Below are 19,973 nucleotides of genomic sequence, written 5' to 3'. Positions count from 1 at the left end.
CAATTCAGTTGTAAGGCTGGGCGGAAACGGTATTTTCGCCCGAAAATTACCGCGCGGCGGTCAGAAGGATCAGGGACGAGTGATCAGAATAGCAATTGACGTCATGGGTGGGGACCACGGCCCTGATGTTGTCATACCCGGTGCTGCAAAGGCACTCGAGCGGCACAACGACGTGACATTCCTGCTCTATGGGCAGAAGAGCAAGTGCGATCCTATTCTGGCGCAATATCCTCGTCTGATGGAGAAGTCCGAGTTCTTTGACTGCGAAGTCTCGGTTGCCATGGATGAAAAGCCTAGCCAGGCGCTTCGTCGCGGTCGTTACGTCTCCAGCATGTGGCGCGCCATTGAAGCGGTCAAGGTGGGCGAGGCGGATGTGGCCGTTTCTGCTGGCAACACCGGTGCGCTGATGGCCATGGCGAAATTCTGTTTGCGCACCATGGCGCGGATCGAACGTCCCGCGATTGCCGGCATCTGGCCCACGCTGCGTGGCGAGAGCATCGTTCTCGATATTGGCGCGACCATTGGTGCGGACTCACAGCAGCTTCTGGATTTTGCCCTGATGGGCGGTGCCATGGCGCGTGCGCTGTTCGATGTCGATCGCCCGACGGTCGGCCTTCTCAATGTCGGTGTTGAAGAGGTCAAGGGACAGGAAGAGGTCCGCGAAGCCGGTCGCCTCATTCGTGAAGCCGATCTCGCCACCATCGACTACCGCGGTTTCGTCGAAGGCGACGATATCGGCAGGGGTACGGTCGATGTCGTCGTCACTGAAGGCTTCACTGGCAATATTGCGCTGAAGGCCGCAGAAGGCACCGCACGCCAGATCACCACTTTGCTGCGCGAAGCCATTTCCCGCAGCTTCATCGCGAAGATCGGCTATCTTCTGGCCAAGAGTGCATTCGATGTGCTGCGGGAGAAGATGGATCCGCGCAAGGTCAATGGCGGCGTGTTCCTGGGACTGAATGGTATCGTCATCAAGAGCCACGGCGGCACGGATGCGCTCGGCTTCGCCTCCGCCATCGATGTCGGCTACGACATGGTTCATAATGGCCTGACCGCCAAGATCGAAAATGATTTGAAAGCATACCACGCAAGAAGACTTCCGCCTCCGGCGCCTGAAGCTCTCGTGGTTGATGAGGAATAACCAATGATCCGCTCTATTGTACGTGGCTTCGGAGCGGCGCTGCCGAAGCGGGTTGTGACGAACCAGGAAATCGAAGGTATCGTCGAGACCTCGGACGAATGGATCGTTCAGCGCACCGGCATCAAGCAGCGCTACATTGCAGGCGAGGGTGAGACATCGGCTTCGCTCGGCGAGGCTGCAGCCCGCGCGGCATTGCAAAATGGCGGGTTGAAGCCCGAAGACATCGATCTCATCATTGTTGCCACATCCACACCCGACAACACGTTTCCCGCGACAGCGGTAAACATCCAGAACCGCCTCGGCATCACTGGCGGCTTTGCCTTTGACGTTCAGGCTGTTTGCTCCGGCTTCGTCTACGCGATGGCGACGGCCGATCTCTATATTCGTGGCGGCATGGCAAAGCGCGTGCTGGTCATTGGTGCGGAAACCTTCTCGCGCATTCTCGACTGGAAGGATCGCACCACCTGCGTTCTTTTCGGCGATGGCGCCGGTGCCGTCATCCTGGAAGCAGGCGAGGGCGAAGGCAAGACCTCCGACCGGGGAGTGCTGACCTCCCATCTGCGTTCGGATGGCGCGCACAAGGAAAAGCTTTACGTCGATGGCGGACCATCGACGACTGGCACTGTTGGTCATCTGCGCATGGAAGGCCGCGAAGTCTTTAAACACGCCGTCGGCATGATCACGGATGTGATCGAGGCAGCCTTTGAGGCCACCGGCACCACGGCAGAGGATCTGGATTGGCTCGTTCCACACCAGGCCAACCGCCGCATCATCGATGGCTCGGCGAAGAAGCTTGGCATTTCGCTGGAGAAGGTTGTCGTCACCGTCGATCTGCACGGGAACACCTCTGCGGCCTCCATTCCGCTGGCGCTCGCAACCGCTGCTGCCGACGGGCGCATCAAGCAGGGCGACCTCGTTATGCTGGAAGCGATGGGCGGCGGCTTTACCTGGGGCTCGGTGCTTCTGCGCTGGTAACGTTTCGGTGACGATCGACCGCATCGGCCCGAAAGTCGAAATCGATTTTCGGAAAAGCACGATGTGTCGATTCAAAAAGGTAAAGGCGTCCCTTGTTCGTCCAGTAGGACGCACGGCGCTTTAACGTAAACCCTTGCCATCATTGCCGTAAATCCCTAAACGATTCTGGAAACATTCCTTGACCGTTGCCGTCAACGGCAATAGTCTCAGGCGGTTTCCAGAACACAACAGAGATAAGCGCGGGGAAAAATGGCCGGTAAAACTGTGACACGTGCGGATTTGGCCGAGTCTGTGTTTCGCAAGGTGGGTTTGTCCCGAACTGAATCCGCCGAGCTGGTCGAAACCGTCATTGACGAGATCTGTAATGCCATCACCCGTGGCGAGGTGGTGAAGCTCTCCTCCTTCGCAACCTTCCAGATCCGTGAAAAGAACGAGCGTATCGGTCGAAATCCGAAGACCGGCGAAGAAGTGCCGATTTCGCCGCGTCGCGTCATGACCTTCAAGGCCTCCAACGTTCTGAAACAGCGCATCCTCAAGGCCCACGCATCGCGCAAGGCGAAGCAGAAGACCCAGAAGCCCGGCTCATAAAGCGGCTTCTTTCGACGCTATCCACGCCCATTCTGATACCTCACTGCTTTTCTTCCTGTGAACATACTTGAATTTCAACCGTCAAGCCGTTGAAATAAAGACGATTCGCATCATACCTTGTCGTGTGTTTTGCAAACCTGTCATTTCGTCGGGTGGGAGTTAAGCGTGGATAAGAGTCCAGACGCCTTTAGAACGATCAGTGAAGTTGCGGACGATCTCGATCTGCCGCAGCATGTGCTGCGTTTCTGGGAAACCCGCTTTCCCCAGATCAAGCCGATGAAGCGCGGCGGCGGGCGACGCTACTATCGCCCGGACGATGTCGATCTCCTGAAGGGCATCCGGCATCTGCTTTACGATCATGGATACACGATCAAGGGCGTGCAAAAACTCCTCAAGACCAATGGCAACCGCTTCGTCGCCGCGATCGCGTCTGGCGACATGGCGACCATGGAAGCCATCATGGCTGCCAGCGGAGAGAAGCAGACCGCGGAGCCGCGCGTCGTGCAGACGGACGAAGACGAAGTCGTGGGGCGTCCCAAGGCGAGGCCCAGCGGCCGCTTCTTCGGCTTCGGCGGTGGGTCATCCGACGACACGCCGGAAATTTCCATCGGCAAATCCAGCATCAGCAAGGATGATCGCGCCCTGCTGCAGGAGGCGCTCTTCGACCTTCTGGAGTGCAAACGCCTGCTCGACCAAGTGCGTTAAACGGCCAGCGGACGCATGGAGAGCAGTGCTCTCCGTAACAACCGCTGCCACAGACGTCTCAGTTTTGGCTTGTGAGAGAGTTGTGGATAACGCCGCGGCTTATGATCACAGATCGAATTTATCTCAAATGCCAACCTTTCGGAAACTCCTTCAGCGGATAATGCCCGCCTGAAAAGGAGTTGTTCTGTGAGCAAGAGAAAACCTTCAAGCCGCCGCGCCTCATCCAAGTCCAAGGGTGGAAGCGTCTGGTCCTGGTTGATCCTGTTTGGCGTGGCCGTCGGCGGGATTCAGGCCTATGAGCATCGCGACACCCTGTTGCCCAAGATGAAGAACGTCGTTGCCTCGACGTCCAAGAGCAGCGCACCCGCAACCCGCGAAACTGCTTCTGCCAAGCCTCAGTCCGCGCAGAAGCCGACGCAAACCGTTGCCCTGCCAACGTCTGGTGCACCCGTTCCACCACGCTCGATCGCCATGGTGGGTTCGCCGGCAGGTGCCGGTCAATTGCCTCCCGCAACATTGCCTTCGCCAAAGCCGCAGGTGGAAAATGTTTCGCTCGGCGCAAAGCCCGGCACCTTCGCCTTTTGCGGACGCTCCGGCCTCAACAACTGCGTCATGGATGGCAGCACCTTCTGGATGAAGGGCGTGAAGATGAAGCTTGCCGGCATCGAGGTGCCGCAGACAGATCAGGCCCGCTGCATGGAAGAGCGCGCCCGCGGCTTCACCGCCAAGGTGCGACTGCGTGATATGCTCAATTCCGGTAGCTTCCAGGTGGCGGCTGGCGGGCAGGGTGCCGAAGTAAAGGCCGTGTCCAGGTCAGGCACGTCCTTTGCCGACCAGCTGATTCGCGAAGGGCTTGCACGTCGCGCTGGTTCCCCAAGCCCATCATGGTGCGGTTAATTCAATTCCCCATAGACATGCAGTTGACCGGATGCGGTGACGCTGTGTAGATGGAAATGCAAGCGGGCGTGATGGAATGGTAGACATACCGGACTTAAAATCCGGAGCGAAAGCGTGCGGGTTCGAGTCCCGCCGCCCGTACCAAATCTTCAGCTTCTCCAGAACAGCGGCATCAGCAACACGAGCACGGTCAGGATTTCCAGACGGCCGAGCAGCATCATCAGCGACAGCAGATAGAGTGCGGGATCGCTGATGGTGGAGAAGTTGCCGGCCGGGCCGATGATCGGACCGACCCCTGGGCCGACATTGGCAAGCGATGTGGCCACACCAGATGTCGCGGTCAGGAAGTCGTAGCCCATCGCGCTCATCGCCAGGCTACCGGCGATCCACAGAGCGATGAAACAGCTGAGAAACAGGAAGACGTTGCGAATGGTTTCGGCATCGACGACCTGCACGCCGTAACGCACGGGATAGACGGCATCCGGATAAATCAGCTTCCGCAGACCGGTCTTCACCACATTATAGACGATGACAAAGCGGTAGGCTTTGATACCGCCAGCCGTTGAGCCGGAGCAGCCGCCCATGAAGGTGGCGAAGAAGGCGACGACCACGACAAACGGACCCCAGAGCGTATAGTCGTCGCTGGCAAAACCGCCGGTCGACAGGATCGACGTCATGTTGAAGAAGGAATGGCTGAGCGCAATGTGAAGCGACACGCCACTGTGGATGTGATGATAGATGCCGACTGCCAGCGAAATCGCGCAGAGATAGCCGATGAACACGCGGATCTGCGGGTCATAGAGAATATCCATCCTGCCGCGCACGGCGAGCAGGATCATGACCGAAAAGGGCAGGCTGCCGAGGATCAGGAAGAAAGTCGCGATCCACAGCAGCGCGACATTGTCGCCGAAATAGCCGAAGGATGCGTCATGGGTGGAGAAACCGCCCGTCGCCACCGCCGACATGGCGTGATTGACCGCATCGAAATGGGTCATGCCGGCAAAATCGAAGGCGATGGTACAGGCAATCGTCATCACGACATAGATGGCAACGAAGGCGCGGGTGAAGCTCGCCAGTCGTGCGAAAGGCCTGTCGCTGGCCGTGTCTGAGGATTCCATCCGAAAGAAGGTCATGCCGCCCACGCGCAGCAGTGGCAGGATGAAGAGACCGAGCGCCACGATACCGATACCGCCGAGCCAGCAAAGAAGCGAGCGCCAGATCAAAATTCCCTGTGGTGCCTTGTCGAGACCGGAGATGACCGTTGAGCCTGTGGTCGTGATCGCAGAGATGGATTCGAACAGGGCCTGCGCAAAGGAGAGGTTGAGTTCCGAGAGATAGAGCGGCACGGCACCGACGAGCGAGAAGACCAGCCATAAGACATTCACAAGCAGGAAGCCGAAGCGCTTGTTGAAGGTCGGCATCGGTCCGCGTGTGGCAAGCGCACAGGCAAGAGCAAGCCCGCCGCACATGAAGCCGGAAGCGGCAAAAACGATCCAGTCGTTATTTCCGTAGTAAAGGTCCGTCATGGCCGGCACGACCATGGAGGTTGCCATGTAGAGGCCGAAGATCGAAGTAATATAGACGACGGCGCGCAGGAGATTGGCGTTCAAAAAAATCAACCCTTGATCGAGTAACGCGTACCGAAGTGGCGCAAAGAGTCTTTGTGTCGGGCTTGTTCCTATGGCATAGCGGGTGCCATCTGGAATTTCAATGGATTGAAAATCGTGGACAAACTGCTTGTAGAAGCCGCACGGCGAGAAGTTCGGGAAATCTTTCCCGAGACGCCGTTGCAGTTGAATGAACATCTCAGCCGTCGGTACGGAGCCGAGATTTGGCTGAAGCGTGAAGACCTCACGCCTGTTCGTTCCTACAAGATTAGAGGCGCGTTCAATTTCCTGCGCAAGGCCGTTGCCGGTGCCGGCAAAGAGAAGATCTTTGTCTGTGCGTCAGCCGGCAATCATGCCCAGGGTTTTGCTTTCGCCTGCCGCCATTTCGGCGTCAAGGGTGTGGTCTTCATGCCTGTCACCACACCGCAGCAGAAGATCGACAAGACGCGCATTTTCGGTGCCGAGTTCATCACCATCAAGCTGATCGGCGATATTTTCGACCAGTGCTATGCGGCAGCACGTGCGTATGTCGAAGAAAATGACGGCTACATGGTGCCGCCCTTCGACCATCAGGATATCATTGAAGGTCAGGCAACCGTTGCCGCTGAAGTGATGGACCAGCTTCCCGATGGCGCAAAGCCCGATCTGGTGGTCATGCCGGTCGGCGGTGGCGGACTAGCTGCGGGTCTCACCGGATATTTTGCCGGTACGGTCGCGCGAAACAACTTTGTCTTCTGCGAACCGGAAGGTGCGCCAAGCCTGAAGAAGAGCATCGAAGCGGGCGAAGCCGTCACGCTGAACAAGGTCGACAACTTCGTCGATGGAGCAGCTGTTGCCCGCATCGGCGACCTCAACTTCCAGGCGCTCAAAGATTTCCCATCCGAACAGGTCGAACTGATCCCGGAAAACGCCATCTGCGTCACCATCATCGACATGCTCAATCTCGAGGGCGTGGTGCTTGAGCCAGCGGGCGCGTTGTCGATCGCTGCACTGGAAAAGCTCGGTCGCGAGCGGCTGGAGGGCAAGCGGGTGATCTGCGTCGTCTCCGGCGGCAATTTCGACTTCGAGCGTCTCCCGGATGTCAAAGAACGCGCCATGCGCTTCACCGGGGTGAAGAAGTACTTCATCCTGCGTCTTCCGCAGCGTCCCGGCGCGCTTCGCGACTTCCTCAATATGCTCGGTCCGGATGATGACGTTGCGCGCTTCGAGTATCTGAAGAAATCGGCCCGCAACTTCGGCTCGATCCTCATCGGCATCGAAACTACGTCTCGCGACAATTTTACCACTCTGTTCGAGCGTTTCGAGGCGGCAGGGCTTGGCTATGAGGATATAACCGAGAACGAAATCCTCGCGAACCTCATTATCTGATCGAATGCATCATTACGCCGGGCGCGATACAAGCGCTCGGCGCAACGACAACAGGAAGGGTAAAGCATGGCCTCGTTCTTCTCGAAACTCTTTTCCGGCTTCGGCTCCGGCCAGTCGGATGCGCCAAAGAAGGCGGAGACGTCCGAACCGCGTCAGCATGGCGAATACACCATCTACGCCACGCCGATGAAGGAAGGTGCGCAGTACCGCTTGGCAGGCCGCATCGAAAAGACTGTCGGAGACGAGGTGCTTGTGCATGAATTCGTTCGCGCCGACGTGTTCACCAGCATGGATGATGCAGTGGAATGCACGGTGCGCAAGGGCAAGCTGATCATTGACCAGAACGGTCCGAACCTGTTTGCCGACAAAAAATAACGGCCGCGACAAGCGCGACCGTTGGTATCGTTCGAAAAGAAGCGGCCGGAGCGGCCGCTTTTTTATGCGGCCTTCGCCAGTTCTTCGACCTTGGCATTGGCTGCAGCAATGGCCTTTTCGGCAGCTTCCGGACCGAATGCCAGACCTTCAATACGGATGACTTCGACATCCGTCATGCCCATGAAGCCGAGAACCGTCTTCAGGTAGGGCACGGCGTGCTCAAGCGAAGCGGCAGGGCCTTCGGAATATACGCCGGCAGCGGACAGAACGATGTAGACCTTCTTGCCGGTCGCAAGGCCGATCGGGCCGGATTCGGTGTATTTGAAGGTCATGCCGGCGCGCGCGATATTGTCGATCCAGGACTTCAGACCCGAATAGATCGAGAAGTTGATGAGGCCGGTGCCGATGATGACGGTGTCGGCTTCCATCAATTCAGCCACGCGCTTGTCGGAGTAATCGGCAGCGGAGGCCTCTTCTGGCGTGCGCTGTTCGGCGGGCTTGCGAATGGCAGAGGTTGTGACAGAATCGAGATGCGGGATCGGGTTCTGGCCGAGATCGAGATGGGTGATCTGGCCGTTCGACTGTGCGTTGATCTTCTCGGCAAGCTCGGTTGCGAACTTGTTGGATAGCGATTCATTGCCACGCGGGCTGGAAGTGACGAGCAGAATCTTCGACATTTTGGTGCCTCTTGGTCAGTCTTGGGAGGATGGCGCGAGGCGGGGCCCCGCTTGGTTGACTGGGTTATCGGCCAGTTTTGCCATCTAGAAAACTGTGATAATCTGAAATCTATCTATCGATAAAATGGATGGGACATGGACGCCAACCCGACACTTGACCAGTTGCAGGTCTTCTTGACCGTTGCCGAAACGGGAAGCTTTTCAGCCGCTTCGCGCGTGCTTAACCGCGCGCAATCGGTGGTCAGCTACACCATTGCCAATCTCGAGGCGCAGCTTGAGGTCAGCCTTTTCGAGCGCAGCGGCCGCCAGTCGAAACTGACCGACGAGGGCCGCGCCATGCTGGAGGATGCGCGCAGAATCGTTGCCGGATTGCAGGAAATGCGATCACGCGCCAAAGGGCTGAAGCAGGGCCTGGAGGCGGAGGTCTCCCTCGTTCTCAGCACCATGGTTCCAGCCGAGGCCGTGGTTGAGGTCCTTCGTGAATTCCGGGAGGAATTCCCGACCGTGTCGCTCACCCTCAATGTCGGTGAATTGGGCATGGTCATGGAGATGGTCAGAAGCCGTAAAGCGCTGATCGGCATTGGCGGGGCGGTCTCACAGCAGGATGATGGTCTGGTCCTGGAAAAGATCGGCCACTCCTTCATGGTACCCGTCGCGGCCGGTGACCACGCTCTGGCAAAATTGCACCGCCCGGTGACACTCGCCGATGTCCGTGAAGAGGTGCAGATGGTGGTGATGGACATGTCGGGGCTGACCAACGGCCGTGACTTCAATGTCCTGTCCTACAAGACGTGGCGGGTCAGCGACATCGCGACGAAATACCAGCTGATCAAGGGTGGTCTTGGTTGGGGTGGGCTGCCCGCATCGCTGGTCAGGACAGACATCATGAATGGCAGTCTCAAGGTGCTCGACCTCGACGCCTACGAACTCGGCGAATATCCGCTGTATTCCCTGCGAAAGGCCGATACGCCTGCCGGTCCGGCAAGCCAATGGCTGATCAATGGCTTTGAAAAGCGCCTGTCGAAATGCCCGGACAATAAGAGCTTCCTGAACATCGTCCGCCCCGTGCCCTTGAAAGACGCCGCCGAGTAGAGGCTTCTCCTTGCTCAGCAGAAAATCGAAGCTCAACAGCGTTGAGAAGTGGCGGCGACAAAACTGCCGCCGCCACGACCATTAGCCGAGCATCAGACGGAACTTGGCAAAGCCTTCGGCGCCATCGCCATCGTCCTCGATCTTGGCACCCTTCACCTCCTTGGCATATTGACGACCCTTCGGGCCTGTCTCGAAAATGGCTGTCGTATCCGCCACCTTTGCGAAAGACCAGTTGTCGTCAGCCGATGGATTGATCGTGCCTTGATTCATGATGTAGCGCACGATCACATCGCGGTTGGTATCGGGGGCGACGAAGATGATCTTGTCGCTGCCGATCGCCGGGAACTTGCCGCCGCCGCTGGCGCGGTAATTGTTCGTGGCAACAACGAATTTCTGTTCCGGGTCAATCGGCTTGCCTTGGAACTGCAGATTGACGATGCGGCTGCTGTCCGGATTGACCGCCTTGCCATCCTTGTCGAACTTCGCAGGCTTCGACACATCGATCTGGTAGGTGACACCATCAATCACGTCGAAATTGTAGGACGGGAAGTCGCTGCTCAGCAGGGGAGCGTCCTTGGAACCGGCCTTGACGGTGTTGAACATGCCAGCCGACATTTCCAGCCAGTCCTTCACCTGCGCGCCGTTGATGAGAACGGCCTGCACCGTGTTTGGATAGAGATAAAGGTCGGCGACATTCTTGATCGCAATGTCACCGGCAGGGACATCCGTATAGTAGTCCGCTCCGCCACGACCACCCGACTTGAAGGGCGCGGCTGCGGAAAGTACCGGAAGGTCCTTGTACTGGCCTTCCTTCAGCATATCCTTGATGTACCAGGTCTGTGCATTGGAGACGATCTGCACGGACGGATCGTCCGCCACCAGCGCGAAATAGGAATAGAGGGGCGCAGAGCTCTTGCCGACGGGACGGCGCACATAGGCGAGTGCTCCCTCGTGATCGGTCTTGACCGCCTCGATCACCTCGGGCTTGTCCTTCACATCGGCCACGATCTTGCGGTTGTCATCGCGGTGGTAGATGGGGCGGGCCTCGGAGGTGAAGTCGACGATCTTCCAGCTCTTGCCGTCCTTTTCGAGCAGGAGATCGATGAGGCCCATATGCGAGCCCCAGAAGCCCGCCATGACTGCGGGCTTGCCCATCAGCGTGCCCTTGACGGGATCGGCGCCCTCGATGCCATCCCATGTCTTCGGGCCGGGGAAGACCAGATGCTGGTGACCGGTAAAGACCGCGTCGATGCCTTGAACGCCTGCGAGATAAAGCGACGCATTTTCCATACGCTCGCTCTGGCCTTTGCCCTCGATACCGGAGTGGGAGAGGGCAATGACGATATCGGCGCCCTGTTCCTTCATCACCGGCACCCAGGCCTTTGCAGCATCGACGATGTCGCGCGTCTGCGCCTTGCCTTCAAGGTTCTTCGCGTCCCACATCATGATCTGCGGCGGTACAAAGCCGATGATGCCGACCTTGATCGGGCTTGTCGTGCCGGACCCATCGCGGATCTGCTTTTCCAGGATCACATAGGGCTTGAAGAAGAGCTCGTCCTGCTTCGGATCGGACGCCAGTTGACCCTTGGTCAGGTTGGCGCAGACATAGGGGAATTTTGCGCCGCCCAGCGTGTTGAACATGAAATCGAGGCCGTAATTGAACTCGTGATTGCCAAGTGTGCCGCAATCATAACCGAGCACGTTCATGGCATTGATGACCGGGTGCTTGTCGCCCGCTTTCATGCCGCGCTCATAGGCGATGTAATCGCCAAGCGGGTTGCCCTGAAGAAAGTCGCCATTATCGACCAGCATGGAGTTGCCGGCTTCGGCACGCACGGCATCGATTAGCGATGCCGTCCTTGCCAGACCCAGCGTGTCGTTCGGCTTGTCGGCATAGTAGTCGTAAGGGAAGACGTGGACGTGGATATCGGTGGTTTCCATGATGCGCAGATGCGCCTGGTTGCCCGCAGCACGCGCCGCAAAAGGATGCAGCATGACGAAGGCGGACGAAGCCGCAATGCCGCTGAGAAGCGAACGGCGCGTGATAGGGTGAAGGCCGATAAGGGAAGACATGGAAACTCCTGATCTCAAAATACGATGACCTGTCTCAACCGCGACAAGGTAAAACGAATTGCTGAGGAGTCTACCAGCAAAATGACGCGTGTATGACGCAACCCATCCCGACGGTCGCATGAGCGAAATTTAATGTATCCCACACCGGCCTCGTCCCGCCTCACGCTCTGTCGATGCGGCACTGGAAGCAATTGTTGCGTGCCGAGCGTACATGCACATAGGCGATGTCCGGCCTTTCAAGCAGTTCCTGCGCGCGCGACACAATCTCAGCCGTGGGGGTGACCGCACCCGTGCCGTAAACGATGCGGTCGCCCGCATCGTAGCCCCGGACAATGTAGTCCGAACTGTTCAGCATTGGAGGTGGTACCTGTGCGGAATCATAAGACCCGCAGTCTTCCGCATGAATGAAAATCGGCCCGGTCTCGGCGTAAGGCTGCACATGACGAAAGGGCCGGTAGGAGATTAGCAGGGCCGACTCGCCACTCTTGATCAGACCGAGACAGGCGCGGCAGGGCAGATCTGCTGAGGCGATCATTCGTTCAGGCACTTGGCCGTTCGAATCTGGTTCTCCACGCCTGATGGCATCGACATGGTCTTTAGGCAGTGCGGTGAATAGGATGGCGGTCATAGTGGCTCCTTGCGATCTCGTTCAGTTGCTTCTTTGTCGCTATGGCTGCCAAACAAATCTCTATCCACCCGTTTCTTGCCGGTAAGCGAAACCAACCCATTGCGTGGACCGTTCTGTTTAGCGATCTATGCTGCGTCCTCGTTCTGGAAAGTTGACGTCAATGCTGCGAAGGTTTCGAGCCGTTCTTTCGGTCGCTTTTTTAGTGTCCGCCTTGCCGTCTGCGCATGCGCAGGTTGCGCCCGCACTTGACGATCTTTCCGACGAGCAGTTGCAGCAGACGGTCAATTTCGTCATCGGCAATGCCGTATTCGGCGTCTATCACGAAGCCGCCAAGATGCTGATCTCCGATTTCAGCCTTCCCGATGCGGACGACGGTCGCAATACCGCAGACCAGCTTGCCGGCACGATCATGCTGGAAGCCAACCAGGAGTGGCTGGATACGGCCATCGTCAATGCCACCGATAGCTGGTATCTCGCGCGTAGCTCAGGAGAGCTTCCCGAGCATAATGCGCCGCTCTATAGCGTTCTTGTCCCGAATGTCGCCCGCGACCGTCAGATGGCCTGCCTCATGGTCGGCAAGGACAACGAGGGCTACGGCGATCTTGCAGAATTGATGGGGCTGCCAAAGGATGAGTGGAAGGCCTGCGAAGTGGCTTATCCGCAGACCGTGGCGCGCTGGAGCGACTTACTCAAATCCCATGTGAAGACGCCGGGCACGACGAAATTCGACATACGATATGAGCCCGCGCGCGATCCGTTTCTGGATATCTATGCGACGATGGTGAAGGAATCTAAGGTTCTCGATCTCATCGCCCGCGAATTTAGTGCTTATGAGCTCAAGGGCACGGTAAAGCTAACGGCCAGAAGCTGCGGCCGACCGGATGCTTACTGGTCCGAGGAACGCCGCGAGATCACCTATTGCTATGAGCTCGCAAGATTTCACGGCGAGCTGATCGCGGCCCATCTTCTCGCAACCAATGGCGACCGCGGAGACGCGCCCGCGAAAGAAATCCCGACCGCCGTCAATCTCGGCCAAGAGCTTTAAGAGCTGAGGCTCGATCGCCTACAGCGAAGGCGAAGTAATGCCACGCTGAATGAGCCCGCCTCATCCGATCCAGGAGAGGCGGACGCCAACTTGGCAGCTTAGCCGCGGCGCGAAATTTCGAGATATTCGCTGTCGGTCAGCGGCTCCACCCAGGCTTCATAGGTGCTGACGGGGGAAAAGCCCATCATCTGGTAGAGCTGCAAGGCGCGCGGGTGGTCCAGAGTATTGGTGGAAACGGTGACCTTCTTGGGGTTATCTTGCCAGATCGAGTAAAGCGCCTGAAGCAGGAACCATTTTCCGACACCAGCGCCGATCGCCTCTTCCATCAGACCGAAGTAGGATAGTTCGGTGACGTCGTCATTGCCTCTGTTGAACTCGAAGAAGCCAGCAGGCGAACCGTTGAGGTAGAGCACTGTTACGCAGTTCTTTGGGTCGCGCAGCACGGCGGTAAGCTCGGCATCGCTCATGCGCATGCGCTTTTGCCAATGCCAGCGCTTGCCGACGCGCCAGTAGAGATAGCGATAAAAATGCAGCGGGATGTCATGCGTTCGCATGATCGCCGTCTGGATATTGACCGGCACCGCCAGGCTGACCTTTGGCGCCGATGTCATTTCAAGCTGGGTGACATGGGCTTTGAGGGGACCGTGTGGCTCCGTCTGCAGAGGCTCTGCCGGGCCAGTCACGATAGGCGTGTCCTCTTTCGATCCCCACTCCGACCATGAGCCGTCATAAAGCGAATTGTCCGAATGACCGAGCGACTCTAGCGCCAGCGTCACGACGGCGGCCGTCACGCCGGAACCGCAACTGGTGACGACCGGCTTGGAAAGATCGATGCCGGCCTCTGCAATCATCTTGCGGATGGTTGGCAGATCCTTGAAGTGGCCGTTCTCCGAAAAGGCAGTGGCAGGCAGGCTGCGAGCACCAGGCATATGGCCGGAACGCATGCCGGCGCGCGGCTCGGCCTCGTCTCCGGTGAAGCGGCCAGCACCTCTGGCGTCGGCAACCTGCTTTTCGCCCGTCTCGACGACAGCGCGCATATCGGAGAACGAGGTCACACGGTTGGCTTTGAACTCGGCGTGAAACTCTGCCTGCTCGATCTGCGGAGCTTCCGTCTCAAGCGGTTTGCCGGCAGCCTTCCAGCCATCGAGGCCGCCATCCAGCACATAAACCGTTTCGGCACCCATGACGCGCAGCATCCACCAGACGCGCGGCGCGGAGAAGAAGCCGGGGCCATCATAGACCACGATCGTATCGGTGTCGGTAATCCCAAGCTTGCCGACTTCCTCGGCAAAAAAATCCGGGGAGGGCAGGGAGTGCGGAAGGCCCGTCTCATGATCGGCAATTGCGTCCTGATCGAAGAAGACGGCGCCTGGAATGTGGCCGCTGGCATATTCCTGCTTTCCGTCGCGTTTATGTGCCGGCAGATACCAGGACGCATCGACGATGCGGAAGTGCGGTGTTCCAAGCTGCTGCTCGACCCAATCCGCCGAAACGACGAAACGGCTTTTATCGGTGCTCACGATGTTTCTCCCAGAAATCAGGCGGCGTCGGCGGGTTTGCCGAAGCGAATGCGGAAACGGCGGTTTTCCTTGCCTTTCTTTTCGATCTTGGCGATGTAAATCTCGCCGACTTCCTGCGTTTCCGACACATGAGTGCCGCCGCAGGGCTGACTGTCAACCGAAGAATTCTCGCCGATGCAGACGAGGCTGACACGGCCAAGCCCGACGGGTGGCCGGACATGCTTGGACTTGACGATGCCAGGATTGGCCGCCAGCTCCTCGTCGGTGATCCATTGCAGGTAGATGGGGTGATTCTGCTCGACGAGTTCCATCAGCTTGGCGGTGATCGCATCCTTGTCGATCGTCTCCGACATATCGAAATCGACCCGCGATTCATCCTCGCCAACGGCAGCACCGGTGATCGGCCAGGAGCAGACCACCGATAGGAGATGACAGGCGGTGTGCATCCGCATCAGCTTGTAGCGTCGCTGCCAGTCGATATGAAGGGTCAGCTTTTCGCCGATGTCCGGGGAGGGCTGACCGTCCAGGGGCACGTGAATGATGACGCTCTTGTCCGCGCCATGGCGCGTTACGCCGAGTTCGATCTTCGCGCCATCGGCCCGTTCGAGAAAGCCCGTATCGCCGGGCTGGCCGCCTGACGTGGCATAGAAGCAGGTCTGATCCAGCTCTACGCCACCATCTTCATGCACTGCCGTGACCACCGCTTCGCAAGTTGAAAGATAAAAATCATCACGAAACAGGGCATTCACAGGCATATTGCATTGACCTCAGACGGTTTCGTACGGAACCGAAATCTCTTTCTTCTCCGTCAACCAGGCCGGAAGGGGAAGCCCCTTGGAGCGCAGGAAGTCGGGGTTGAAGAGCTTGGACTGGTAACGGTTACCGTAGTCACAAAGTATCGTGACGATTGTATGCCCGGGTCCGAGGTCGCGGGCAAGCCGAATTGCGCCGGCAATGTTGATGCCTGAAGAGCCGCCAAGGCACAGACCGTCCTTGGTGATCAGTTCGAAGATGATCGGAAGCGCCTCGGCGTCCGAGATTCGATAGGCAAAATCCGGTGTAAAGCCTTCGAGATTGGCCGTTATGCGACCTTGGCCGATGCCCTCGGTAATCGAGGATCCTTCCGACTTCAGGACGCCGTTCTTGTAGAATTCGTAAAGCGCTGCCCCTTCCGGATCGGCAAGGCCGATCTTGATATCGGGGTTGAAATCGCGAAGACCGTCCGCGACGCCGGCTAGCGTCCCGCCGGAACCGACGGCGCAGATGAAACCGTCCACCTTGCCATCCGTCTGGTCCCAGATTTCCGGTGCGGTTGTTTCGATATGCGCCTGACGGTTGGCGATATTGTCGAACTGGTTTGCCCAGATTGCTCCGTTCGGATCGGTTGCGGCAAGCTGCTTTGCCAGACGACCGGAGACCTTCACATAGTTGTTAGGGTTGGAGTAGGGGGCGGCCGGCACTTCGACAAGCTGTGCGCCAAGAAGCTTCAGCGCGTCCTTTTTCTCCTGGCTCTGCGTCTCCGGGATAACGATCACCGTCTTGTAGCCGAGCGCGTTGGCAACCAGCGCAAGCCCGATGCCGGTGTTGCCGGCCGTACCTTCCACAATCGTGCCGCCGGGACGTAAGAGCCCGCGTCGTTCCGCATCTCGAATGATGAACAGCGCGGCACGATCCTTGACCGACTGGCCTGGATTCATGAACTCGGCCTTGCCCAGAATTTCGCAGCCCGTGGCCTCGGATGCTGCCTTGAGGCGGATGAGCGGGGTGTTCCCAATTGCGGTCAGCACGGAAGAATGGATGGTCATGATCAGGCCTTCTGTCCAGTCAGCGATTCAAAGCCGTTATGTCGTTATCTAACGGCCTTGTGACAAGAAATTATCTTCTGGCGAAGAGGGTTCCAGCGCAAAATCTTGCTGATGCCCAGGTTATTCACTCTTCTTGATATGGGAGTAGGCCTCAAGCGCACGCTGGCGTGCCTCATTATGATCGACGACGGGCTTTGGATAGGTCTTGCCCAATTCGATCCCGGCCTTGTCCAGCACATGCTTAGGCGCATCGAACGGCTTGTGAATGTACTTGGCATCGAGCTTCGAAAGCTCCGGCACGAAAGTTTTGACATAGTCTCCGTCGGGATCGAACTTCTCGCCCTGAATGATAGGATTGAAGATGCGGAAGAACGGCGAGGCGTCGGCACCCGATCCGGCCACCCACTGCCAGTTGCCAGCATTCGAGGCAGGGTCGGCATCCACAAGCGTATCACGAAACCACTTCTCTCCTTTACGCCAGTCGATCAGCAGATGCTTGATCATGAAGGACGCCGTGATCATCCGCACGCGATTGTGCATGACGCCGTGCTTCCACAACTGCCGCATGCCAGCATCGACGATCGGGTAGCCGGTCATGCCCTTCTTCCAGGCGTTGAACTTTGCCGTGTCCGTTTTCCATTCGAACGCATCGAAACTGTCGTTCCAGTTCTTCTCGTCGAGTTTGGGGAAGTGGAAGAGAAGATGGTAGCAGAACTCGCGCCAGACGATCTCCTTGCGAAACCGGCTGATGTCGTTCGAGGCGATGTGGGAGGAAAGGCCTTTGGTGGCGTGCCAGAGCTGGGCAGGCGTGATCTCCCCGTGGGTTAGGTGCGGAGAGAGCATCGAGGTTGCAGGCTGTGCTGGGAAGTCACGACCCTTCTCATAGCCCTTGAGCGCGCTATCGATGAAATCGTCCAGCCGCTCTTTGGCTCCCGCTTCGCCCGGCGTCCAGACGTCCGAGAAATCCTTTGCCCAATCCGGTTTTGTCGGCAGGAGCTTCCAACTGTCCAGCTTTTCCGACGTCGGCCAACTGGAAGGCGCTGATATCTGGCGCGGCTTGCCCGTGGGCTCTGGCGGCTCGTCTCCACCTTCGATGGCGCGCCAGAAAGGCGTGTAGACGCGGTAGGGTCCGCCACTCTTGGTCTTCACCTTGGATGGTTCGTGCAGGAGATGGCCCGAGAAACTCTCGACCTCGTATCCATCATCGCGAAGCTGCTTCTTGAGGTGGCTGTCGATCTCCACACCATCGGGGTCGTAACGACGGTTCCAGAACACAGCACCAGCGCCCACGTCACCAATAAGTGACTTGAGGATTTTGCTGGGGTCTCCACTGCGCAGGATGAGGCGACTTTCAAGCTTTTCCAACTGGTCGGAAAGGGCTTTCAGCGAGTGATGAAGCCACCACTCCTGCGCGCCACCCAAAGGGCCGTTTGAGCCCTGTCGATCCTCGCGTATATAGAGAGGAATGATCGCTCCGCCATGCTCCCGCGCGGCTGCAAGGGCGCGATTGTCAGAAAGGCGCAAGTCCTTGCGAAACCAAAGGATTATGGGGCTGTCCTGCGTCGTCATCGGCTTTCCTTCTGCTTTCATTTTTAACGCGCGTAAGGGGGTTTTGCTCCCCTGCAACGAGGGTAATACGGTGGTGCGATACCTATGGTTTTTGAAGGGTAAATTTTGTTGGGTTTAAATCAAAACAGGTGGAACCATATGCCGGACGTGACGTTGGAGGCACGTGAATTGAGAATGGAAGACCCACCAATGATGCTGAATGAAGTAAAATGGGATGCGCCTGTTGTGATCTCTCTTGAGAACGGCGCGCCTCGCACCTTCAACGGCGTTTATGAAGCCTTTGATTTTCTCCAACACGAGTGGCCCAGCCGCCATGGCAAGGCGTATGAGCAGGCGTTGCGCCTTTGCAGGGCGTCGCTTCTGGGAAGCGTTTCCGGCGAGATCGCACGGACCGCTTTCGTTGAGGCGAGCCGGGATGCAAACCGCCTCGTGGAGATGCCTAAGCTCGCATCGTAAGCGACCCGTTCGATCTTCAGATTAAGAAGACCTTTTCAGCCACCCGCCGCGTTCCCGCCGGGTGGCTTTTTGCTGCGCTCTATCACTTGGATGTCGGGGTGAGGCAGCCGTTTACCGACACATCTTCGCCTAAAAATCTTTGATAAAGCCTCGACTTAACCTCAAAAAAATGGTTGCTGAAACGTTAACCCCGACGCTCGTTTGGCCGAATGGGACTGAAATGGGGCAGGCCGGTGACGCGCAAAATCCGCTACTCAACCTTCTCTACTGCCATGGGGTTTTGCGCCTTCGCATGGCATGAAGGCGGCATCTGCCGTTTCCAGTTGCCCTTTGATTTGGAAGATGATGCGAGGGCCCATCTATCACGCCGTCTGCCCAATGCCGAACATTCCGACCCGAGTGCGGAAGCAAGGCCTCTATTGGAAAAGGTGAGAGCCTATTTCAAAGGTCAACCGGTCGAATTTCTGAATATCCAACTTGATGTCGGCCCTCAAAGTGATTTCTTTTCAACGGTTTATGGAATCGTGCGGGCTATGCCGTGGGGAACATCGAAAACCTATGGTGAAATCGCGAAGGAATTGAATGCTCCCCCGCAAGCTGCTCAGATCGTTGGGCAGGCGATGGCAAAAAATCCGCTGCCGCTTCTTATCCCATGCCATCGGGTTCTTGCCGCTGGCGGTAAGCCGGGTGGCTTTTCGGCTGAGGGCGGCGTGAAGACGAAGCTGCAAATGCTGGCGTTGGAAGGTCTTTTCAACATTCAGCCAAAACCCGAACAGGCTTCACTATTTTGATAACTCCAAGGGCGATTTTGGGGCATAACATACCCATAATCGCCCATGTCTCGTCAAATTCTGGCTAGATTCGGAGCATAGACGGCTCATCAGCAGTCGTCGTGAGCGAGACGTTTCGCTCCTAAGACTGCCCTACTTTGAATGTGCGCAAGGACACTTCGGCGCGGGCTGGAGCCAAGTTGTCCTGTGCTTTTAAAGGGCAAGAGAGTGAGAGTATCTGCGTTTCTTTTGGCTGTGGGGCTGTGTGCCGCGGTCATAACGCCCGCCTCGGCGGGCATGTTGAACCAAGCCGAGCAATATGCCGGTCTTCATGAAGGCAAGAACAACAAGACGCTGAAAGCAATTTTGGGCGTCAACCCTCGTAAAACTCCGTGGTGCGGCCACTTTCTCAGCGTTGTTGCCGAGAAATCGGGACGTACCCCACCAAAATCCTCCGGTTTCGCCAAATCCTGGAAATCCTTCGGTTACGCTGTTCCGGTCGGTGCCGCCAAACCCGGTGACGTTGTGGTCGTCAGAAGCGGCAAGCGATATCACGCAGGCATCCTGAAGAGCATGAGTGGTGCCACTGCTCAAATCCTCGGCGGCAACCAGTCCGGCCGCGTACAGGTGTCCAACTTCAGCCGCAAGTCCATCGTCTCTGTTCGTAGGTAATCGCGCTTCA

The 19,973-nt window shown here is 57.7% G+C and carries 20 protein-coding genes and 1 tRNA gene; 13 read left to right on the top strand and 8 right to left on the bottom strand.

All coding sequences use genetic code 11. The annotated features are described in order from the left end of the window. Nucleotides 1–79 precede the first annotated feature (79 nt). The 6 genes from plsX (at nucleotide 80) to PVA19_RS17995 (ending at nucleotide 4,450) form a co-directional block, all read left to right on the top strand. Nucleotides 80–1,141 carry a phosphate acyltransferase PlsX gene (plsX, locus tag PVA19_RS18020; RefSeq protein WP_274103740.1) on the top strand — a complete coding sequence of 354 codons (1,062 nt, stop codon included), beginning with the start codon at nucleotides 80–82 and terminating at the stop codon, nucleotides 1,139–1,141. A 3-nt stretch (nucleotides 1,142–1,144) separates the two neighbouring features. Then, complete coding sequence (locus tag PVA19_RS18015; RefSeq protein WP_274103739.1) at nucleotides 1,145–2,116, top strand: beta-ketoacyl-ACP synthase III; 972 nt, start codon at nucleotides 1,145–1,147, stop codon at nucleotides 2,114–2,116. 249 nt (nucleotides 2,117–2,365) lie between these two features. Then, a complete protein-coding gene (locus tag PVA19_RS18010) occupies nucleotides 2,366–2,704 on the top strand; it encodes an integration host factor subunit alpha (protein WP_062425586.1) in 339 nt (112 codons plus the stop codon). A 165-nt stretch (nucleotides 2,705–2,869) separates the two neighbouring features. Next, a complete protein-coding gene (locus PVA19_RS18005) occupies nucleotides 2,870–3,409 on the top strand; it encodes a MerR family transcriptional regulator (protein WP_274103738.1) in 540 nt (179 codons plus the stop codon). Between the two features lie 186 nt (nucleotides 3,410–3,595). Further along, the gene (locus tag PVA19_RS18000; protein WP_274103737.1) at nucleotides 3,596–4,306 is read left to right on the top strand and encodes a nuclease; all 711 of its coding nucleotides are present in this window, start codon (nucleotides 3,596–3,598) and stop codon (nucleotides 4,304–4,306) included. A 62-nt stretch (nucleotides 4,307–4,368) separates the two neighbouring features. After that, a tRNA-Leu gene (locus tag PVA19_RS17995) sits at nucleotides 4,369–4,450 on the top strand. 5 nt (nucleotides 4,451–4,455) lie between these two features. Here PVA19_RS17995 and PVA19_RS17990 read toward each other — a convergent pair. Then, nucleotides 4,456–5,916: a TrkH family potassium uptake protein gene (locus PVA19_RS17990; RefSeq protein WP_162686476.1), complete on the bottom strand. Its 1,461-nt coding sequence runs from the start codon at nucleotides 5,914–5,916 to the stop codon at nucleotides 4,456–4,458. A gap of 114 nt (nucleotides 5,917–6,030) precedes the next feature. Here PVA19_RS17990 and ilvA point away from each other — a divergent pair, with 114 nt between their 5' ends. Both ilvA and PVA19_RS17980 read left to right on the top strand, forming a co-directional pair. Further along, nucleotides 6,031–7,281: a threonine ammonia-lyase gene (gene ilvA, locus PVA19_RS17985; RefSeq protein ID WP_062425583.1), complete on the top strand. Its 1,251-nt coding sequence runs from the start codon at nucleotides 6,031–6,033 to the stop codon at nucleotides 7,279–7,281. Between the two features lie 66 nt (nucleotides 7,282–7,347). Next, nucleotides 7,348–7,656: an HlyU family transcriptional regulator gene (locus tag PVA19_RS17980; RefSeq protein ID WP_274103736.1), complete on the top strand. Its 309-nt coding sequence runs from the start codon at nucleotides 7,348–7,350 to the stop codon at nucleotides 7,654–7,656. 62 nt (nucleotides 7,657–7,718) lie between these two features. On the opposite strand, the gene PVA19_RS17975 is transcribed toward PVA19_RS17980, so the two are convergent. Then, nucleotides 7,719–8,333: an FMN-dependent NADH-azoreductase gene (locus tag PVA19_RS17975; RefSeq protein WP_274103735.1), complete on the bottom strand. Its 615-nt coding sequence runs from the start codon at nucleotides 8,331–8,333 to the stop codon at nucleotides 7,719–7,721. A gap of 135 nt (nucleotides 8,334–8,468) precedes the next feature. On the opposite strand from PVA19_RS17975, the gene PVA19_RS17970 reads away from it, so the two are divergent. Continuing rightward, nucleotides 8,469–9,425, top strand: coding sequence for a LysR family transcriptional regulator (locus PVA19_RS17970; RefSeq protein ID WP_130977394.1), 957 nt, complete (start codon nucleotides 8,469–8,471; stop codon nucleotides 9,423–9,425). Nucleotides 9,426–9,506: 81 nt separating this feature from the next. Here the strand turns inward: PVA19_RS17970 and PVA19_RS17965 are convergent, their stop codons facing one another. Both PVA19_RS17965 and PVA19_RS17960 read right to left on the bottom strand, forming a co-directional pair. Continuing rightward, a complete protein-coding gene (locus PVA19_RS17965; RefSeq protein WP_274103734.1) occupies nucleotides 9,507–11,498 on the bottom strand; it encodes a bifunctional 2',3'-cyclic-nucleotide 2'-phosphodiesterase/3'-nucleotidase in 1,992 nt (663 codons plus the stop codon). Nucleotides 11,499–11,658: 160 nt separating this feature from the next. Then, nucleotides 11,659–12,126 carry a DUF1203 domain-containing protein gene (locus PVA19_RS17960; RefSeq protein ID WP_274103733.1) on the bottom strand — a complete coding sequence of 156 codons (468 nt, stop codon included), beginning with the start codon at nucleotides 12,124–12,126 and terminating at the stop codon, nucleotides 11,659–11,661. A gap of 202 nt (nucleotides 12,127–12,328) precedes the next feature. Between PVA19_RS17960 and PVA19_RS17955 the strand changes: the two genes are divergently transcribed. Further along, nucleotides 12,329–13,171, top strand: a complete 843-nt coding sequence (locus tag PVA19_RS17955; protein ID WP_274103732.1) for a DUF4344 domain-containing metallopeptidase — start codon at nucleotides 12,329–12,331, stop codon at nucleotides 13,169–13,171. Between the two features lie 98 nt (nucleotides 13,172–13,269). On the opposite strand, the gene sseA is transcribed toward PVA19_RS17955, so the two are convergent. From sseA to PVA19_RS17935, 4 genes are all read right to left on the bottom strand, one after another. Beyond that, nucleotides 13,270–14,691, bottom strand: coding sequence for a 3-mercaptopyruvate sulfurtransferase (gene sseA / locus PVA19_RS17950; protein ID WP_274103731.1), 1,422 nt, complete (start codon nucleotides 14,689–14,691; stop codon nucleotides 13,270–13,272). A 17-nt stretch (nucleotides 14,692–14,708) separates the two neighbouring features. After that, the gene (locus PVA19_RS17945) at nucleotides 14,709–15,446 is read right to left on the bottom strand and encodes an alanyl-tRNA editing protein (RefSeq protein WP_274103730.1); all 738 of its coding nucleotides are present in this window, start codon (nucleotides 15,444–15,446) and stop codon (nucleotides 14,709–14,711) included. Between the two features lie 12 nt (nucleotides 15,447–15,458). Beyond that, nucleotides 15,459–16,496 carry a cysteine synthase A gene (locus PVA19_RS17940; RefSeq protein ID WP_062437857.1) on the bottom strand — a complete coding sequence of 346 codons (1,038 nt, stop codon included), beginning with the start codon at nucleotides 16,494–16,496 and terminating at the stop codon, nucleotides 15,459–15,461. 120 nt (nucleotides 16,497–16,616) lie between these two features. Then, nucleotides 16,617–18,065, bottom strand: a complete 1,449-nt coding sequence (locus tag PVA19_RS17935) for a cryptochrome/photolyase family protein (RefSeq protein WP_113272300.1) — start codon at nucleotides 18,063–18,065, stop codon at nucleotides 16,617–16,619. Nucleotides 18,066–18,254: 189 nt separating this feature from the next. Here PVA19_RS17935 and PVA19_RS17930 point away from each other — a divergent pair, with 189 nt between their 5' ends. The 3 genes from PVA19_RS17930 (at nucleotide 18,255) to PVA19_RS17920 (ending at nucleotide 19,963) form a co-directional block, all read left to right on the top strand. Beyond that, nucleotides 18,255–18,521: a DUF982 domain-containing protein gene (locus tag PVA19_RS17930; RefSeq protein WP_062425573.1), complete on the top strand. Its 267-nt coding sequence runs from the start codon at nucleotides 18,255–18,257 to the stop codon at nucleotides 18,519–18,521. Between the two features lie 233 nt (nucleotides 18,522–18,754). Next, complete coding sequence (locus PVA19_RS17925; RefSeq protein ID WP_440598619.1) at nucleotides 18,755–19,312, top strand: methylated-DNA--[protein]-cysteine S-methyltransferase; 558 nt, start codon at nucleotides 18,755–18,757, stop codon at nucleotides 19,310–19,312. Nucleotides 19,313–19,519: 207 nt separating this feature from the next. After that, complete coding sequence (locus tag PVA19_RS17920; protein WP_111847849.1) at nucleotides 19,520–19,963, top strand: TIGR02594 family protein; 444 nt, start codon at nucleotides 19,520–19,522, stop codon at nucleotides 19,961–19,963. Nucleotides 19,964–19,973 lie beyond the last annotated feature (10 nt).

This window comes from Agrobacterium sp. CNPSo 3708 (assembly GCF_028674915.1).
GTDB classification, from domain to species: domain Bacteria; phylum Pseudomonadota; class Alphaproteobacteria; order Rhizobiales; family Rhizobiaceae; genus Agrobacterium; species Agrobacterium cavarae.
This window is presented reverse-complemented; position numbering and strand designations above follow the sequence as displayed.

Coding starts and splice junctions, on each gene's coding strand:
- PVA19_RS17945 (WP_274103730.1), bottom strand. CDS start 15,446: ATGCCTGTGAATGCCCTGTTTCGTGATGATTTTTATCTTTCAACTTGC.
- PVA19_RS18010 (WP_062425586.1), top strand. CDS start 2,366: ATGGCCGGTAAAACTGTGACACGTGCGGATTTGGCCGAGTCTGTGTTT.
- PVA19_RS17935 (WP_113272300.1), bottom strand. CDS start 18,065: ATGACGACGCAGGACAGCCCCATAATCCTTTGGTTTCGCAAGGACTTG.
- PVA19_RS17960 (WP_274103733.1), bottom strand. CDS start 12,126: ATGACCGCCATCCTATTCACCGCACTGCCTAAAGACCATGTCGATGCC.
- PVA19_RS17930 (WP_062425573.1), top strand. CDS start 18,255: ATGATGCTGAATGAAGTAAAATGGGATGCGCCTGTTGTGATCTCTCTT.
- PVA19_RS17940 (WP_062437857.1), bottom strand. CDS start 16,496: ATGACCATCCATTCTTCCGTGCTGACCGCAATTGGGAACACCCCGCTC.
- PVA19_RS17975 (WP_274103735.1), bottom strand. CDS start 8,333: ATGTCGAAGATTCTGCTCGTCACTTCCAGCCCGCGTGGCAATGAATCG.
- PVA19_RS17980 (WP_274103736.1), top strand. CDS start 7,348: ATGGCCTCGTTCTTCTCGAAACTCTTTTCCGGCTTCGGCTCCGGCCAG.
- PVA19_RS17970 (WP_130977394.1), top strand. CDS start 8,469: ATGGACGCCAACCCGACACTTGACCAGTTGCAGGTCTTCTTGACCGTT.
- PVA19_RS17965 (WP_274103734.1), bottom strand. CDS start 11,498: ATGTCTTCCCTTATCGGCCTTCACCCTATCACGCGCCGTTCGCTTCTC.
- PVA19_RS18015 (WP_274103739.1), top strand. CDS start 1,145: ATGATCCGCTCTATTGTACGTGGCTTCGGAGCGGCGCTGCCGAAGCGG.